This window comes from Siccibacter turicensis LMG 23730 (assembly GCF_000463155.2).
In the GTDB taxonomy this organism is placed as follows: domain Bacteria; phylum Pseudomonadota; class Gammaproteobacteria; order Enterobacterales; family Enterobacteriaceae; genus Siccibacter; species Siccibacter turicensis.
Map to the genome: position 1 here is coordinate 474,867 of NZ_AWFZ01000028.1, position 15,943 is coordinate 490,809.

Consider the following 15,943-nt stretch of genomic DNA (forward strand, 5'->3'; position numbering starts at 1 on the left):
GGGTCGCTGTCTGCCTAACGCTGTACGATGCGAATAGCCATCTGCGACTGCTTTTGCACTACAACTGCGGTTTTTTGGGTGCCGTACTGGGTGATACTGGCTCTGTTTCCTGCACCTTTTTGCAGGATCATCGCCGTATTACCCCATGCTGCCTGGGTAATGGATGCGCTGTTGGACTGGCCGTCCTGCGCGATATAAGCCAGGTTGTAATAGCCGCTCTGATCCACGTTTGCCCGGTTGCCGTTCCCGTTCTGGGAAATCACCGCCTGCATTTTCTGACCATCCTGGCGAATACGGGCGTTATTCAGATTGCCCTGTTGACCAATAATGGCGGCCTGATTAAAAGAGGCCTGGCTTAATTCATTTACCGCAAAGTTATACTCTGCCGCAGCCATATCGCCGGCCGCGGCCATACCAGGCACGCTCAGCAATGCCAACACCGCAAATAACGTGCTGCTTTTCATGTTGTCACCTGCACCTGGGTTGTGATCCCGGAGAATAAACGTGACCGTCTCTCTCCCTGCATAACGCCGCATGTGTTATCGCTGTGTTACGAGACAGAGTATGTTCAGCAAGAAAAATAAAATATCTCACCCGCGCGGGGGATTTTATTTCACCGACTCATACCAAAGTCGTAACGTTAATTCATGCGCTTAGCGTTGCGTGGCAGATAAAGACTGTGCAAATGACGAAAAAGCCTATCGGGCAGGCCAGGCTGTCTGGCATCTCTACGCGATGCAGCGCATTTGAGAGATCAATTACAAATTTGACAGAAAATCCTGTCACCGCGATACGCATTCCTAAGCGCAGCGGCAAGGCGTGATAACGCATGTGGTCTTTACCGCCCAGATAAGCAACGCAATTAGTTGCAAAGGATATATCGCTTTTAATACATAATGATAAAATATCACGTTATAGCTAATCGCCTTACTTTTGCCGCCTGGAAATAGCGCCATTCATTAATCTTAAAATAATCAAAAAACAGCAAGGAAACATTTAAATATTCCATATTACATTTTGTTACATGTTACGCACTTGATTTACGCAGGGTAATAGTTAGATTGAAATAAGCAGTATGTAATTTCTGAATTCCTTTTCATTACCCGCCCCGGGAATGACTTTTATTTATTTTATATACACAGCAGTGCGGCTTCTGTCAGTGCTTCTGGGGGTCCGACGCCTGCGTCGGACCCGCTGACAGGCGATCCAAAAACAGTGGGGTTTCATCATGTTTAATGAAGTCCATACCTGGCGCGGTGAACGGCTTTTGCTGATTACCCGGCCCTCTTTGCAGGCCAGTGCCCTGTTACAACAGTTTACTTTCGCGCTCGCCGTCAGCGGGAAACTGCATAATATTCAGCGAACTGTGGATACCATCCCGCCGGGTACCGTGGTGTTGCTGGATATGATGGAAGCGGATAAAAAGGTAATCCATTACTGGCAGGATAAGTTAGTTCATCACCACAGCCAGATAAAACTGCTGCTGCTTAACACGCCCGATGAGTATCCCTATCGCGACATCGAAAGCTGGCCGCATATTAACGGCGTGTTTTATGTCGGTGATGATGAAGTTCGGGTCGCGGAGGGATTACAGAGCGTGATGCGCGGCGAATGCTGCTTTTCACAGAAGCTGGCCAGCTATTTAATTACCCGTTCCGCGCACTACCGTTTTAACTGTCATGAATCGGCGCTCCTCACCCATCGTGAAAAAGAGATCCTTAATAAACTGCGTATTGGTGCGTCCAATAATGAGATAGCCCAGTCGCTGTTTATTAGCGAAAACACCGTTAAAACCCATCTTTATAATTTATTCAAAAAGATTGCGGTAAAGAACCGGACTCAGGCCGTTTCCTGGGCCAACGATAACCTCAGACGATAATATCATGACTCTCCGTTCAGTCTGGCTGCTGGGGGCGGTTTTGCTGTGCGCCGCTAACGTTGCGCGTGCCGTGGAGGTCGAAATTCCCGGTCTGCTGACCGACCATACCGTGACGTCCGTTGGTCACGAGTTTTATCGGGCGTTCAGCGACAAATGGGAAAGTGATTTCACGGGAAATTTAACGATTAATGAAAGGCCCAGCGCCCGCTGGGGTAGCTGGATAACGATTACCGTCGATCAGGATATTATTTATCAGGCGTTTTTATACCCTGGCAGACGCGATTTCGACAGGAATGTGGATGTTGCGCTTATTAATACCGACGCGGCGATTCGGCGCCGCCAGATTGATAAAACATTACTGAGCACGGGTGATTTAGCCCACGACGAATTTTAACTCGCGATATCAGGAGTCTGCCATGCGTATCACTCATGCGGTTGTTACGTTGCTGCTCGTCTGCCCGTTAAGCTGGGCAGGAAATATGACCTTTCAGTTTCGCAACCCTAATTTCGGCGGTAACCCCAACAACGGCGCGTTTTTATTGAATAGCGCCCAGGCACAAAATTCTTATAAAGACCCGTCATGGAAAGACGATCTGGGCATTGAAACGCCCTCGGCGCTGGATAATTTCACCCAGTCGATTCAGTCGCAGCTGTTGGGTGGTCTGCTGACCAATATCAATACCGGCAAGCCAGGCCGCATGGTGACCTCCGACTTTATTGTCGATATCGCCAACCGCGACGGGCAGCTAGTCCTTAACGTCACCGACCGTAAAACCGGCAGAACCTCCACCATTGAGGTGTCGGGTTTACAGGCCAACGCGGCTGACTTCTGAAGTTCGGGCATAAAGGAAACACATCATGCAGCGCCTGCTCCTGATCCTCTCGATATGTTTACTCAGCGGCTGTCTTACCGCGCCGCCGAAACAAGCCGCCAGCCCTACGCTGATGCCCCGCGCGCAGAGCTATCGTGATCTCACCCACCTGCCCAGCCCCACCGGCAAACTGTTTGTCTCGGTATACAACATTCAGGACGAAACCGGGCAGTTTAAGCCCTATCCGGCAAGCAACTTCTCCACTGCGGTGCCGCAGAGCGCCACGGCGATGCTGGTAACGGCGCTGAAGGACTCGCGCTGGTTTATTCCGCTTGAGCGTCAGGGCCTGCAAAACCTGCTCAACGAACGGAAAATCATTCGTGCGGCGCAGGAAAACGGCACGGTTGCGGAGAACAACCGCGTGCCGCTCCCGTCACTGGTGGCGGCAAACGTCATGATCGAAGGGTCGATTATCGGGTATGACAGCAACGTCAAATCGGGTGGGGTTGGCGCACGCTATTTCGGGATCGGGGGCGACACCCAGTATCAGCTTGATCAGGTGGCGGTGAACCTGCGGGTGGTCAACGTCAGCACCGGTGAGATCCTCTCCTCGGTCAACACCAGCAAAACCATTCTCTCCTATGAAGTGCAGGCCGGGGTATTCCGCTTCGTCGACTACCAGCGGCTGCTTGAGGGAGAGATCGGTTATACCGCTAATGAACCGGTGATGCTGTGTCTGATGTCGGCCATTGAAACCGGGGTGATCTTCCTGGTGAACGACGGCATCGAGCGCGGGCTGTGGTCGCTGCGCAACGCCGCGGATATCAACGACCCAGTGCTGGCGAAGTATAAAAACCTTAACCTGCCCCCGGAGTCGTGAGGGTTAGTCTGGCTGCCGGGCACCGCCCGGCGCTTTCTCATCCGGGCTTCTGCCAAGCCACATACCGCTGACAAACATCGCTGCACCAAACAGCATCCCCAGCCACAGGGCGGGCAGCACGCTCTGCCAGTCGCCCTGAGCGGCAAAGGTGGCACAGGCACCGATAAAGGTACCGGGGATAAACGCCAGCAGCCGACGCTGGGCCTGAATACACATCAGGAACGCCACTACGCCGGTCAGGGCATATCCCGCCAGGGAACCCGTGGTCAGCGTACTGAGATGAAGAATGATCTGCGCCCACGCCACGCCGCTGGAGAGCGTTGCGAAGGTGATAAGTAGCCCGCGGCGATCCTTATGTGGACAGGCGAAAAACGCGGTGCAACCGAGAAAGCCGGCCCAGGAAGGCAGCGCCAGCGCAACAGCGACCCACGCCCAAATGGCGGAGATCAGGCCGGTAGTGAATGCAAGGGAGAGTGATCGTTTCATAGCGGCGTATGATAGCGAACGCCGCCCGAATGAGTGTGATTCAGAGCACGTTATTTGTAATAACGCACCGGTCATTACATTTTATTTGTGAGCTGAATCACACGCAAATGGCTACTCTGCCGACGCGTCGTCGGCTTCTTCTTCCAGCTCATCCAGCATGGCGCCGATGGCCTCGCGGGTCAGCTCCGCCAGCGTACGCCAGAAGGCACCGGTGGCGTGCGCTTCTACCTTCCCGAGGAAGGTGCCGCACCACGGCAGAAGGTATTCGGTGAACAAGGTATCCAGCGCCTCGCTTTCATCCTCAGCGGCATTATCCTCAAGCCAGGAGGCGGCGAGCAGCAGGAAGCCGAAGTGATCCGCCGGCCCGCTGGGGACAGGCATACCGCGCGCGGTCAGAAATGCGCGGACGTCCGCTTCCGACGTACCGTCCAGCCAGGCAGAACGGTATGGCGGCACGCTGCACGCCTCGCCAACAAACAGCGCGTCGTAGTCGGCGGCGACCGCCGGATCGTTCACGCTCTTTTGCAGACGCTCAAACAGCGCATCCTGCTCCAGCGGCCAGCCCTGCGCCAGCTTCCCTTCACGGATCGCCTCCAGCAGCGGTGCCAGCAGCGGATCCTGCGGGTGACGATAGTAAAGGGAGCCCAGTACGCGGCAAATCATCGAAAACTCGTTCATAAACATTCCAGTAAGGTGTGACTCAAAAATCGTTCAGTTCAGGGATGGCCGGCATGCCGCGAGATTCAAGGAAATCCAGCAGGCGACGGGGAGAGACGTTGAGGATGCGATCCTCCGGGAATTCAACGTCGCGTAACACCTTCAGCGCCTCATCAAACTCGCCGAGGGTGAAGGCGGTATGGGAGTCCGAGCCCAGTGCCACGCGCCCGCCGGCATCGCGCACCGCTTCCGCAATGGCGCGGCAGTTCGGGCCGCTCCCCTTGCGCGAATGAATAAAGGAGGAGTTGTTGATCTCCAGCGCCACATCATAGCGTGCCGCCGCCTCGGCAATGGCCGGAATATCGACCGGGAACTTAGGGTTGCCGGGGTGGCTGATGATATGGACGTTGCCACTTGCCATGGTGGCGATCATCGCCTCGGTATGGGTGGCCCGATCCTGCGGCGGAAATACCGGCTCATGAAAACCGGCGATGATCAGATCCAGCGAATCCAGCATCGGCCCGGTGCAGTCTATTTCCCCGGCGGTGTTTTTGATATTCGCCTCGATACCGCGCAGGATGCCCACGCCATCCACCACGCGCGGCCAGATGCGCATATTAATAAAGTGCCAGTGATGCGGGGCATCCGCCATGTCAGGGCCGTGATCGGTAATCGCAAACAGCTTGATACCTTTGTGCTTCGCCGCCGCGATGTAGTCGTGCAGGTTGCTGTAGGCGTGGGTGCTGGCAACGGTGTGCATGTGCAGGTCAACGGGATACATAAGGCGCTCCTTTTGTGATTTGCCTCAAGAATAACAGGTATCGACCCGCATTTTTAGCCTGATGCCCGGCGCGAATCAGTAGCCGCGTGCCAGATCGACCTGACCGCGGGTGGCCTCGCCGCGCTCAAGCGCGTTAATGGTCTCCGCTATATAGCGTATCGCCTCCAGCGGACGCGTCACCGCCGCCACATGCGGGGTGATGGCCACGCGCGGATGGCGCCACAGGTCGCTCTCCTGCGGAAGCGGCTCCTGACGGAACACATCCAGCATCGCCGCTTTCAGGGTGCCCTCGTTCAGCGCATCCAGCAGATCCTGCTCCACCACATGCACGCCGCGCGCCAGATTGAGCAGATACGCTCCGTCCGCCAGCTTGTCGAGCAGCGCACGATTAATAATGTTCTCGGTTTCCGGGGTATTGGGCAGCAGGTTAATCAGCACCCGCGTGCCGTGCAGGAACGCGTCCAGCTCCTGCTGTCCGGCGAAGCTTTGCACCTCCGGCCAGGCCTTACGACTGCGGCTCCAGCAGCGCACCGGGAAGCCCCATGCCCGCAGGCTTTCTGCCACCTTGCTGCCGAGCACGCCCGCGCCCAGGATGCCAATGGTAAACTGGTCGGGCTGGTACTCGTCGAGCGGCTGCCACTGGGCCTGCTGTTTCTGCGCCTGATAGTCATCGAAGCGGCGGAACCAGTGCAGCACCTGGCTGACAGCGTACTCCTGCATCTGACGCGCCATGCCGGTGTCTTCGAGGCGATAGAGCGGCACCCCCTGCGGCAGCAGGTCGGGATGGGTTTTCAGGCGGCTGAGGATGGCATCCACGCCGGCGCCGAGGGCGAACACGGCTTTGAGCGACTGGCGTCCGGCCAGCATCTCCACCGGCGGGTGCCAGACCAGCGCATAATCCGCGGGCTGGTTATCGCCCGGCTGCCAGACGCGGACACGCGCCTCGGGAAGGTGCTGTTGCAGGTGCGTCAGCCAGTACGCGTTATCAAACGTCGGGTGATAAAAAATGATGTCCATAGCGTCTCCTTTTTGCCCAACGTTACGCGATCCTCGAGGTGTTGCAACCCTTTCATCATAAAGAAAAAGCGTCATTTTGTTCTTTTCCCGAGCAAGTTGCGTGAAGTTTGGCTAAACGCGCTGATTCGCGTTAAAAGTCCATTGACGCTACGGCGGATTTTCCCTACATTAGCGCCCGTCCCGCCAGCGGGACGACAATACGGTGAGGTGTCCGAGTGGCTGAAGGAGCACGCCTGGAAAGTGTGTATACGGCAACGTATCGGGGGTTCGAATCCCCCTCTCACCGCCATATTAAAAGAAGAGCTCGCATTTCTATGCGGGCTTTTTTTTCGCATGTTGCACCTCAGAGAGGGGTGATGAGAACACCCGCCGGGGTTCGACAACTGGCGCAGCCAGTTGGACAAGCCATCGAGCCTGCGAGATGGATTGCCCGCAGGGCGAGCGCAGCGAGTCAATCCCCCTCTCACCGCCATCTTCAAAGAGAAAGCCTGAACTTACGTTCAGGCTTTTTTTCGCATGTTGCACTCACAAGAGGGGTGATGAGAACACCCGCCGGGGTTCGACAACTGGCGCAGCCAGTCAATCCCCCTCTCACCGCCATATCAAAAGAGAAAGCCTGAACTCACGTTCAGGCTTTTTTTTCGCATGTTGCACTCACGAGAAAGGCTCAGAGTAAAAACTCCGTTTTATGCGCCTCAAAATCTTTAAGGCAGCTATCCATATACTCACGCGTGACCTCAGTGACTTTCTCATATCCGTTAGCCTGCCACTGGGCTAGCGGCGCTTTTACGGCCGTCGGATGGCACGACACTAACGCGAGCGTAGAGTTATCTTTCAATGCAACGTTCGCCGTATGGATGATACTGGCATGATAATAGAGTTCATAGCTGTCGCCCCCGGAGAGATTTTCGTACACCAGCATCCAGGTATAGGGCCTGATTTCCACCGGCTGAAGCGGGGCGATGCTTTTCGTTCCCGCAGGTTGCGCCTGGAGCGATTTTTCAATGCCCTTAGACAGGTATTCCAGCGTTGGATTTGGCATGGTGATTATGGGTGTGCCCACCAGATCAAATTTGTCGAATCCGGTGGCCTGGGCGCTTCCCAACAATGCCTGCGCCACAAAGCCTAACGTCTTAAGGGCCACCATATTTCCCGTATCACCGCGGGTGATATAGCGTAGCGAAACATCCGTTGGGGCATCAGTGTCAGTGCGGAGCTGTTCGTAACCTTTGATGGTCACAACGCTGCCACTACCCAAGTGAAGATCTTTCGAAGAGACTTCTTTTTCAGTAGGGGGAGCCGGTTTATTGCTACAGCCTGCAAGCGCAACAGTCACCATCAACAGGGAGCAGTAAAAGGGGAATTTCATCAGAGCGATCCTTACCAATAAGCTAAAAATTACGGTCTGTAAGAGGCTGCGACCGTTTGTTCATGCGTTATCGGCAAAACCACAGAGAAAGTGAGGCTGAGGTAAGGCAAATATTGGTAGGTGCGACCGGCGCCATCGTGCGCCGGTCAGAGGTGAAATATCAGCTATAGGCGTTCAGCGTGCGCTGGCAGAGTGCCGAGCGCACGCAGTCTTCTTTACCAAACGTGACCAGACTTACCAGGTCATCCTCTTCAAAACGTGCCATGGCATCGCTCAGGCCGGATTTCACGCCGGACGGCAGGTCACACTGAGTGATATCGCCGTTGACGATGACGGTTACGTTCTCCCCGAGGCGTGTCAGGAACATCTTCATCTGCGCAGCGGTCACATTCTGAGCCTCGTCCAGAATCACAACCGCATTTTCAAAGGTACGTCCGCGCATATAGGCGAACGGCGCAATCTCAACCTTACCAATCTCAGGACGCAGGCAGTACTGCATAAAAGACGCGCCGAGTCGTCGCACCAGCACGTCATACACCGGGCGGAAATAGGGCGCGAACTTCTCCGAAATGTCGCCGGGCAAGAAGCCGAGATCTTCATCGGCCTGCAGGACCGGACGGGTGACGATGATCCTGTCAACGTCCTTATGTATCAGGGCCTCAGCCGCTTTCGCCGCCGCGATCCAGGTCTTACCGCACCCTGCTTCACCGGTTGCAAAAATAAGCTGTTTGGTCTCAATAGCCTTGAGATAGTGCGCCTGAGCGTCGGTACGCGCCACTATCGGCGTATGGTCGCGACTGTCCCGCGCCATACCGATAGATTCAACTCCACTCATCTGCACAAGCGATGTGACCGATTCCTCTTCGCGCTGCTTATGGCTGCGCGAATCCCGTCTCAGCACACGTTTGGCTTCACGGCGAGCTTTGATCACTGCTTTCTGTCTTCCCATGGATGGCACCTTGATAAGTTGGTTTACATCGTACGCGTCGCCCATCGCGACGCGCTTATGCGCACGAACATGTGAGGTTTGGCTTCCTTGTAAGCCATGTATTGCCGGTTGAGCGGACATGACGGAACCACCGCAGGCGGGGTCAGCCATATCGGTTGGAACGCTGGTTTTTAAAGCGTGAGAAATATCAGGGGTGAGAATATCGCTGCCGGAGGAAACTCCTCCACGCCGGGTGGTGCGGGTTTTGGTTCTGCGTAGTCCAGGTAAGGACGCTACCATTCGCAATCTCCATCGTGAACGACCACAGCCGGGGAAACAGCGCTATCACGGTAATTACAACAAACGTTAGCAAAAATGCAACATCATTTTTACTTTATGATAACGAGATCGGGTTTCTTCCGCTGCTGTTGGTTATGACAGAGAAATATTACAGAAATATATCAGCCATCTGGCATAGCTAATTTTGATGGCAAAACCGTGAATCAAAATGTTAGCAAATGATACCGCGTGAGGGAGTGACCCGCCCTTACGGGCGAGTCATCAGGCACGAAGCAGCGCCTCGCCGAGCCAGCTCTCTTTGTGCGCCACGCCAGGCAGAGCAAAAAAGTAGCCGCCGCCGATGGGCTTGATGTACTCCTCCAGCGCTTCGCCGTTGAGCCGCTGCTGCACGGTCAGGAAGCCCTTCTCCAGATCGTGCTGGTAGCAGACAAACAGCAGGCCCATATCCAGCTGCCCGGCCGCGGTGACGCCCAGCGAATAGCTGTAACCACGACGCATCATCAGCCCGCTGCGGGTGTCCGGCGTGCGCGGGTTTGCCAGACGGATGTGCGCATCGAGGGCAATCACCTCACCATCCGGATCGGCGGCGTAGTCCGGCTCATCGTGCTCGTGCTGCATGCCAAGCGGGGCACCGCTCAGCTTGTCGCGCCCGAAAATGGTCTGCTGCTCTTTCAGCGGGGTGCGGTCCCAGAACTCGACGTGGAACTGGATAAGACGCACCGCCTGGTAGCTTCCGCCGTGTGTCCATGCCGGTTCGCCCTGATCCGGAGTGACCCAGACGATCTCCTCCATCAGCGCAGCGTTCTGGCTGTCCGGGTTGGCGGTGCCGTCCTTGAAACCGAGCAGATTGATCGGCGTCTCTTTCCCCCGGCTGCGCGCCGCATGATCGGAGATGAACCCTTCCCGCTTCCAGCGCACGCTCAGCAGATCCGGCGTCTGCTTAATAATGTCGCGCAGGGCGTGGATCACCGTATCCTGGGTGTTGGCGCAGATCTGAATCAGCAGATCGCCATGACAGAGCGCCGCGTCCAGCGAGTCGTTGGGAAAACGCGTCATCTTTTGCAGCTTTTTCGGTTTCAGCGCTGCGAGACCGAAGCGCGCGTCAAACAGCGAGGCGCCGAGTGAGACCGTCATGGTGAGATTGTCCGGCGCGATATACGCGCCCAGGATGCCGGAATCCGCTGGCGGCAGCCGCGGGTTTGCCGTCTCGGGTGCCGGGCCGCCCTCGGTGAGAAACGCGATACGCTGGGTGAGGAGCCGAAACAGACGCTCCAGATCCTCACGGGTGGTGGCCAGCACATCAAAGGCCACCAGCATCATCGCCGCCTGCTGCGCGGTGAGGATCCCGGCCTGGTGCGGCCCGTAAAACGGCTGGCGCTGCTGGCGCGCCTCCGGGGAGAGCGTGCCGGGCGAGGTGGCGGGCACGGTACCGTGGGCCATCGGGCAGCCCCCGGTCACCGCGAGCGCGCCGCCCAGCGCGCCCAGCCCCTTCAGCAGCTGACGGCGCGAGGGCTCGCTCACGCCGGAATTACGCTTCATTACCGCCATCGCCGTTAGTCCAGCCCCAGCACGCCGCGCAGCAGCGAGAGGTCTTCCGCCAGGGCGGTAATCGGCCCTTTCAACGCGTTACGGTCGGCCTCGGTCAGCTTGTCGTAGGTTTCAAATCCGTTGGCGGTACGGTATTTACCGAGAATGGCGTCCACCTTTTTGAAGTTGGCGTCGATCTTGCCGAGCAGCGCCGGATCGGCCTTCTGCAGCAGCGGACGCAGCAGATTCACGATCTTCTGCGATCCATCAACGTTGGCCTGGAAATCCCACAGATCGGTGTGGCTGTAGCGATCCTCTTCCCCGCTGATTTTACTGGCTGCCACCTCTTCAATCAGGCCCGCCGCGCCGCCCACCACTTTTGACGGCGGGAACGCCAGCGCATCAATGCGTTTTTGCAGCTCGACCACGTCGGTGTAGAGATTGTCGGCGTAGTCCGTCATGCCTTCAGTGGTGTTATCCCCGAACAGCGCTTTTTCCAGACGGTGAAAACCGGTGAATTTCGGGTCGGCGGCCTTCTGCTCATAGTCATCTTCACGGGCATCAATGCTGCCGTCGAGATCGGAGAACAGCTCGGCGACCGGCTCGATGCGCTCGTAATACTGACGCGTCGGGGCATACAGCGCTTTGGCTTTGTTGATGTCCCCAGCCTTAATAGCCTCGGTAAAGGCTTTGGTACTGGCGACCAGATCGGCGGCCTGGGCGGTGACGTAGCGTTTGTAGTCGGTGATCGGCTGGGTCAGCGCCAGCACCTCGCTCTGCCCGGTCGCCGCGCTGCCTTTCGCCGCTTTTACCACCAGCTTGCCTTTCGGATTGCTCAGCAGCCCGCAGGTCATCTCATACTCGCCCGGTTCCAGGTTCGCGGTCATCTTTTGGGTGAAGCCCGGCGCAATGTTTTCGCGCTCCTCCACCACCATCACGCCCTTAAGGATCTCCCACTCCAGCGCTTTCTGGCTCTGGTTTTTGATGATGAACTGGGTTTTCCCGGCCTCGACGGTGAGCGCCATCGGTTCGCACTGTTTATCGGTGACGGTCACGTTGACCTTCGGCATCTCTGCCGCCTGCGCTGCCATGCTGCCTGCCAGCGCCAGCATCAGGGCGCTCATCCGGAAGTTGTGTTTCATAGTCCATCCCACTCATTAGTATGTTGTCACTACAAAGCCAAATGTTGCCGTCCGTTACAGCTCGCGCTGCGGATGGCCAGCCAGGCGCGCGGGCAGCAGGAATGCCACCAGGGCCGGAATAAGATAGAGAAACCAGACCGCAACCTCGCTCACTGTCGGGCTCTCCTGATAGCCGAAAATCCCTTCAAGCAGGGTGCCGGTCAGGGTATGCGTGGAGAGCACGCCGCTCATGTCGAAGGCGATATCCTGAAACTGGTTCCACAGCCCCGCTTCGTGAAAAGCGCGGATTGCGCCAGCGGCGAGGCCTGCGGCAACCAGCAGGATAAACAGGCTGGTCCACTGGAAGAAACGCGCAAGGTTAAGGCGGATGCCGCCCCAGTAGATGAGAAAGCCCAGGATAACGGCGCAGGCCAGCCCCAGCATCGCCCCCACCGGTGGCCAGATACCCACGTCCTGTTGAAACGCCGCCAGCAGGAAGAACACCGACTCCAGGCCTTCACGCGCCACGGCAAAAAAGACCATTAGCACCAGCGCCCAACCGTGATTTCCCTTGCGCGCAAGGGCGTTATCCACCGCCTGCTCCAGCTCGCCCTTGACGTTGCGCGCCACCTTACGCATCCAGAACACCATCCAGGTGAGGATGATGACCGCAATAACCGCCACCAGCCCTTCAAACAGCTCCTGCTCTTTTTGCGGGAACTCGCCGGTGGTTTCGTTGATGACGATCCCGAGCGCCAGACAGAGCCCGGCGGCCAGCATGACACCGCCCCAGATGGCGCCCATCCACTGCCCGCGCTGGGTGCGCTTGAGGTAGCTGGCAATCAGGCTGACAATCAGCGCCGCTTCCAGCCCTTCGCGCAGCATAATGAGAAAGGGAACAAACATGTCGTGCATCCTTCAATGTGAATCAAAGTCAAGTGGTGCAAAGATAGGTAAAGATGAATTGATAGTGATTATCATTACGGCGAAGAGAAAGACAAGCAAAATTCGCGAAGAAGCGTGACAGGATGTAAGACCTGAGTGGGCTAATGATTATGCAACGAAGTAACTTATGGATAAGCAATCGTTTACGCGGCGCTGCGCTTGTGGCTAAATGACGCCCCCCTTTTGCTGCGTAATGTTTATGTGATGATGACTTTCCTGCATTTCCTGCTGGCCCTGACGGTGATCCTGGCCCTCGCCTGGCTGGCAAGCTTTGACCGCCGCACCATCCGCGTGCGGTATATCCTGCAATTAATCGTGATTGAAGCCGCGCTGGCCTGGTTTTTCCTGCATGCACAGAGCGGCCTGTCGGTTATTACGTACGTCTCCGGCTTCTTTGAATCCCTGCTGAAATTTGCCGCGGAAGGCACCGGCTTTGTATTTGGCGGGATGAGCGATAAAGGTCTGGCCTTTATTTTCCTGGGCGTGCTGTGCCCGATTATCTTTATTTCCGCACTGATCGGTATTCTTCAGCACTGGCGTATTCTGCCGATCTTTATTCGGCTGATTGGCTCGGCGCTGTCGAAAATAAACGGCATGGGCAAGCTGGAGTCGTTTAACGCCGTCAGCTCCCTGATCCTCGGGCAGTCGGAAAACTTTATTGCCTACAAAGGGGTGCTGGCCGACCTCTCCTCGCGCCGTCTGTTCACCATGGCCGCTACGGCCATGTCGACGGTATCGCTGTCGATCGTCGGGGCCTATATGACGATGCTGGATGCGAAATACGTGGTGGCAGCGCTGGTGCTGAATATGTTCAGCACCTTTATCATTCTCTCGATTATTAATCCGACGCGCCCGGACGCCGAGCCGGATATTACGCTTGAGAAGCTACATGAATCCCAGAGCTTCTTTGAGATGCTCGGCGAATACATTCTGGCCGGTTTCAAAGTAGCGATGATTATTCTGGCGATGCTGATCGGCTTTATTGCCCTGATCAGCGCGGTAAACGCCCTGTTTGCCAGCCTGTTCGGCATCAGCTTCCAGGCGATGCTCGGCTACGTGTTCTATCCGCTCGCCTGGCTCATTGGCATCCCGCTGGCGGACGCGCTCCACGCGGGCAGCATTATGGCCACCAAGCTGGTTGCTAACGAGTTTGTAGCAATGATTGAGCTGCAGAAAATTGCCGGCCAGATGACGCCGCGCGGTCTCGGTATTCTGTCGGTGTTCCTGGTGTCGTTTGCCAACTTCGCCTCGATTGGCATCGTCGCCGGGGCCATCAAAGGGCTGAACGAATCCCAGGGTAATACGGTATCCCGCTTCGGCCTGCGTCTGGTCTACGGCGCGACGCTGGTGAGCCTGCTCTCCGCGACCTTTGCCGGGCTGGTGCTGTAGCGCCCGTCTGCGACCGCGGTGTGCTTATCAACAAAACGGCGGGTAAACCCCGCCGTTTTTTTATCAGAACTTAACGCATACCGGCTGGTCGACGCGCATCACCGACTCCTGCGCAAACCGTGAGGTATAGATCCCGCGCAGCGCCTCGATGGCCGCTTCGCTGTTGGCATCCTGCGTGTGGATCAGCATCAGCGCTTTGCTCGGCTCACGCGCGACAGTACCGTCCTTCCCCAGCCACTGCCCGTGGGCATCAAACACCGTCAGGCCATCGCGAAAACGCGGCGTGACGTCGCGGTCAACGAACTGCTGCCACTCCTGCGGGGTGATCCCCGGCCCGGACGGGCGATTCAGGCCAAAATAGAGCGTGGTCTGCGTCATGGCACTGTCGGCGGCGCAGCGCGCCGGTTCGCTGTGCGGGTGTGGCGTACGGGCGCAGCCAGCCAGCAGTAGCGCCAGCGTCAGGCTGAGTGTCAGGGGGCGTATCATCAATTGCGGTCCTTATCGTGTTATTGTCCCCTGATAACACCCTGGTTTCCCTCACTTTTCAACTGTCGGCTGCACGCAGCACCGGTCGTCCGGTGGTCAGCGCCTGTTCAACAATCTCCGCCCCGCGTGCGGCCCCGCCGCAGGCCGCCAGCGCCCTGCTCGCCGCCTGAAGCCGGGCGTGCGCGCCCTCATCGTCCAGCAGTGCCCCGATCTGCCGTGCCATGGTGGCCGAAGCGGCGTAGCGCGAAACGCGTCTGCCAAGCCCGTGATGCACGATTCGGGCGGCGATGGCAGGCTGATCGAACGCCATGGGCACCATCAGCAGCGGTCTGGCGGCCGCCACGGTTTCCAGCACGGTATTCAGACCGGCATGGCTGACCACCACGTCGGCATGCTGAATAAACGCCGGCTGATCGATAAACGCCTCCACCCAGGTTGCCCCGCTGCGATACAGGCCCGCGATCTCATCCGGGGAGAGCGTGTTGCAGTGGGTGATCATCACGTTGACCCCGGCCCGGCGGCAGGCCGCGGCCATACGCCGTAGCTGCAGGTAAGGATGCTTTTGCAGGGTGCCGAGCGAGGCATACCCCAGCGGAGAGACATTGAGCGCCCCCTCCGCCAGCGCCGACGCGGTGCCGACCGCCGGTCCCCTGAGCGCCCCGATATAGTGGAAGCTCTCCGGCAACGCATAGCGGGGAAAGTCCAGGCTTTGCGCCCACTGGGCAATCTGCGCCAGCGGCGACAGAAAGCGATCCGGTCGGTCGCGCGGCGTCAGGCCGAGCCGTCGGCTGTGCGCGTCGAGCGCGCGGTAGAGCGGGCGCATAATCAGGTCATAGACCCGCTCGCTGCCGCGATAAAGGCGCTGGCTTTTCTCATCTTCACCCCAGGCGAACGGCATCACCGACAGCGGCAGGTGCGGCTCGCGGTTAATGGGTAGAGCACAGGCCACCGACACGAACGGCAGTCCGAGGCTCTCGCTCACCAGGCTACCGGCAGGCTCCATCTGATCGACAATCACCCCGTCCACGCGCAGCGTACGCAGCAGCGCGGGCAGCTCATGGCACAGCGCGTCGGTCAGAGCCGCCATGGTGTTGGCGATACGCCACAGGGCGCGGTTGGCGGGGCTCTGCATCCGCCGCTGGGCCTGGAGAATGGCCTCCGGCAGGCCGGGGCAGAGCTGCACGCGCGCGTCGTCCGGCGTCAGGGCATCCGGGGGTAAGACAAACGTCAGGCGATGCCCGCGTGCGCTGAGCGCTGTGGCCAGCGCCTCCATCGCCCTGATGTGGCTGTACAACGGGGGAACGACTATCGCGTAGTGACTCATATCATCCTTAACGTTACTGCTATGACAGAAAAAGGGGGTTAG

17 protein-coding genes and 1 tRNA gene are annotated in these 15,943 nt (G+C 57.7%); 6 read left to right on the forward strand and 12 right to left on the reverse strand.

Annotated features, from left to right (window positions below):
* Positions 1-14: 14 nt before the first annotated feature.
* Positions 15-464: a curli minor subunit CsgB gene (gene csgB / locus DW58_RS06655; RefSeq protein WP_024549158.1), complete on the reverse strand. Its 450-nt coding sequence runs from the start codon at positions 462-464 to the stop codon at positions 15-17.
* Positions 465-1,228: 764 nt separating this feature from the next.
* Between csgB and csgD the strand changes: the two genes are divergently transcribed.
* Genes csgD through csgG form a run of 4 tightly spaced genes read left to right on the forward strand, consistent with a single transcriptional unit; the run spans position 1,229 to position 3,571 of the window.
* Positions 1,229-1,879: a biofilm master transcriptional regulator CsgD gene (csgD, locus tag DW58_RS06660; RefSeq protein WP_024562410.1), complete on the forward strand. Its 651-nt coding sequence runs from the start codon at positions 1,229-1,231 to the stop codon at positions 1,877-1,879.
* Between the two features lie 4 nt (positions 1,880-1,883).
* Positions 1,884-2,273 carry a curli production assembly/transport protein CsgE gene (gene csgE / locus DW58_RS06665; RefSeq protein ID WP_024549826.1) on the forward strand — a complete coding sequence of 130 codons (390 nt, stop codon included), beginning with the start codon at positions 1,884-1,886 and terminating at the stop codon, positions 2,271-2,273.
* Between the two features lie 22 nt (positions 2,274-2,295).
* A complete protein-coding gene (gene csgF / locus DW58_RS06670) occupies positions 2,296-2,712 on the forward strand; it encodes a curli production assembly/transport protein CsgF (protein WP_024549825.1) in 417 nt (138 codons plus the stop codon).
* A gap of 25 nt (positions 2,713-2,737) precedes the next feature.
* Positions 2,738-3,571, forward strand: a complete 834-nt coding sequence (csgG, locus tag DW58_RS06675; protein WP_024549824.1) for a curli production assembly/transport protein CsgG — start codon at positions 2,738-2,740, stop codon at positions 3,569-3,571.
* Positions 3,572-3,574: 3 nt separating this feature from the next.
* Here the strand turns inward: csgG and DW58_RS06680 are convergent, their stop codons facing one another.
* From DW58_RS06680 to ghrA, 4 genes are all read right to left on the reverse strand, one after another.
* Positions 3,575-4,057 carry a DUF1097 domain-containing protein gene (locus DW58_RS06680; protein WP_024549823.1) on the reverse strand — a complete coding sequence of 161 codons (483 nt, stop codon included), beginning with the start codon at positions 4,055-4,057 and terminating at the stop codon, positions 3,575-3,577.
* A gap of 111 nt (positions 4,058-4,168) precedes the next feature.
* The gene (locus DW58_RS06685) at positions 4,169-4,735 is read right to left on the reverse strand and encodes a TorD/DmsD family molecular chaperone (RefSeq protein WP_024549822.1); all 567 of its coding nucleotides are present in this window, start codon (positions 4,733-4,735) and stop codon (positions 4,169-4,171) included.
* 22 nt (positions 4,736-4,757) lie between these two features.
* Positions 4,758-5,495, reverse strand: coding sequence for a phosphatase (locus DW58_RS06690; protein WP_024549821.1), 738 nt, complete (start codon positions 5,493-5,495; stop codon positions 4,758-4,760).
* Between the two features lie 75 nt (positions 5,496-5,570).
* Complete coding sequence (gene ghrA / locus DW58_RS06695; protein ID WP_024549820.1) at positions 5,571-6,512, reverse strand: glyoxylate/hydroxypyruvate reductase GhrA; 942 nt, start codon at positions 6,510-6,512, stop codon at positions 5,571-5,573.
* 201 nt (positions 6,513-6,713) lie between these two features.
* Between ghrA and DW58_RS06700 the strand changes: the two genes are divergently transcribed.
* Positions 6,714-6,801 (forward strand) — tRNA-Ser (locus tag DW58_RS06700).
* Between the two features lie 378 nt (positions 6,802-7,179).
* Here the strand turns inward: DW58_RS06700 and DW58_RS06705 are convergent.
* From DW58_RS06705 to efeU, 5 genes are all read right to left on the reverse strand, one after another.
* Positions 7,180-7,881, reverse strand: coding sequence for a hypothetical protein (locus DW58_RS06705; protein ID WP_024550956.1), 702 nt, complete (start codon positions 7,879-7,881; stop codon positions 7,180-7,182).
* A 160-nt stretch (positions 7,882-8,041) separates the two neighbouring features.
* Positions 8,042-8,830 carry a phosphate starvation-inducible protein PhoH gene (gene phoH, locus DW58_RS06710; RefSeq protein ID WP_024550957.1) on the reverse strand — a complete coding sequence of 263 codons (789 nt, stop codon included), beginning with the start codon at positions 8,828-8,830 and terminating at the stop codon, positions 8,042-8,044.
* A gap of 540 nt (positions 8,831-9,370) precedes the next feature.
* Positions 9,371-10,648 (reverse strand): iron uptake transporter deferrochelatase/peroxidase subunit, encoded by a 1,278-nt coding sequence (gene efeB, locus DW58_RS06715; RefSeq protein ID WP_024550958.1) that lies wholly within the window; start codon positions 10,646-10,648, stop codon positions 9,371-9,373.
* A 14-nt stretch (positions 10,649-10,662) separates the two neighbouring features.
* Positions 10,663-11,778, reverse strand: coding sequence for an iron uptake system protein EfeO (gene efeO / locus DW58_RS06720; protein ID WP_024550959.1), 1,116 nt, complete (start codon positions 11,776-11,778; stop codon positions 10,663-10,665).
* Positions 11,779-11,832: 54 nt separating this feature from the next.
* Positions 11,833-12,663, reverse strand: coding sequence for an iron uptake transporter permease EfeU (gene efeU / locus DW58_RS06725; RefSeq protein WP_024550960.1), 831 nt, complete (start codon positions 12,661-12,663; stop codon positions 11,833-11,835).
* Between the two features lie 243 nt (positions 12,664-12,906).
* Here efeU and DW58_RS06730 point away from each other — a divergent pair, with 243 nt between their 5' ends.
* The gene (locus DW58_RS06730; RefSeq protein ID WP_024550961.1) at positions 12,907-14,091 is read left to right on the forward strand and encodes a NupC/NupG family nucleoside CNT transporter; all 1,185 of its coding nucleotides are present in this window, start codon (positions 12,907-12,909) and stop codon (positions 14,089-14,091) included.
* A gap of 63 nt (positions 14,092-14,154) precedes the next feature.
* Here DW58_RS06730 and DW58_RS06735 read toward each other — a convergent pair whose 3' ends face one another.
* Complete coding sequence (locus DW58_RS06735) at positions 14,155-14,577, reverse strand: DUF3574 domain-containing protein (RefSeq protein WP_029696530.1); 423 nt, start codon at positions 14,575-14,577, stop codon at positions 14,155-14,157.
* A 58-nt stretch (positions 14,578-14,635) separates the two neighbouring features.
* The gene (locus DW58_RS06740; RefSeq protein ID WP_024550963.1) at positions 14,636-15,901 is read right to left on the reverse strand and encodes a glycosyltransferase; all 1,266 of its coding nucleotides are present in this window, start codon (positions 15,899-15,901) and stop codon (positions 14,636-14,638) included.
* Positions 15,902-15,943: the final 42 nt, after the last annotated feature.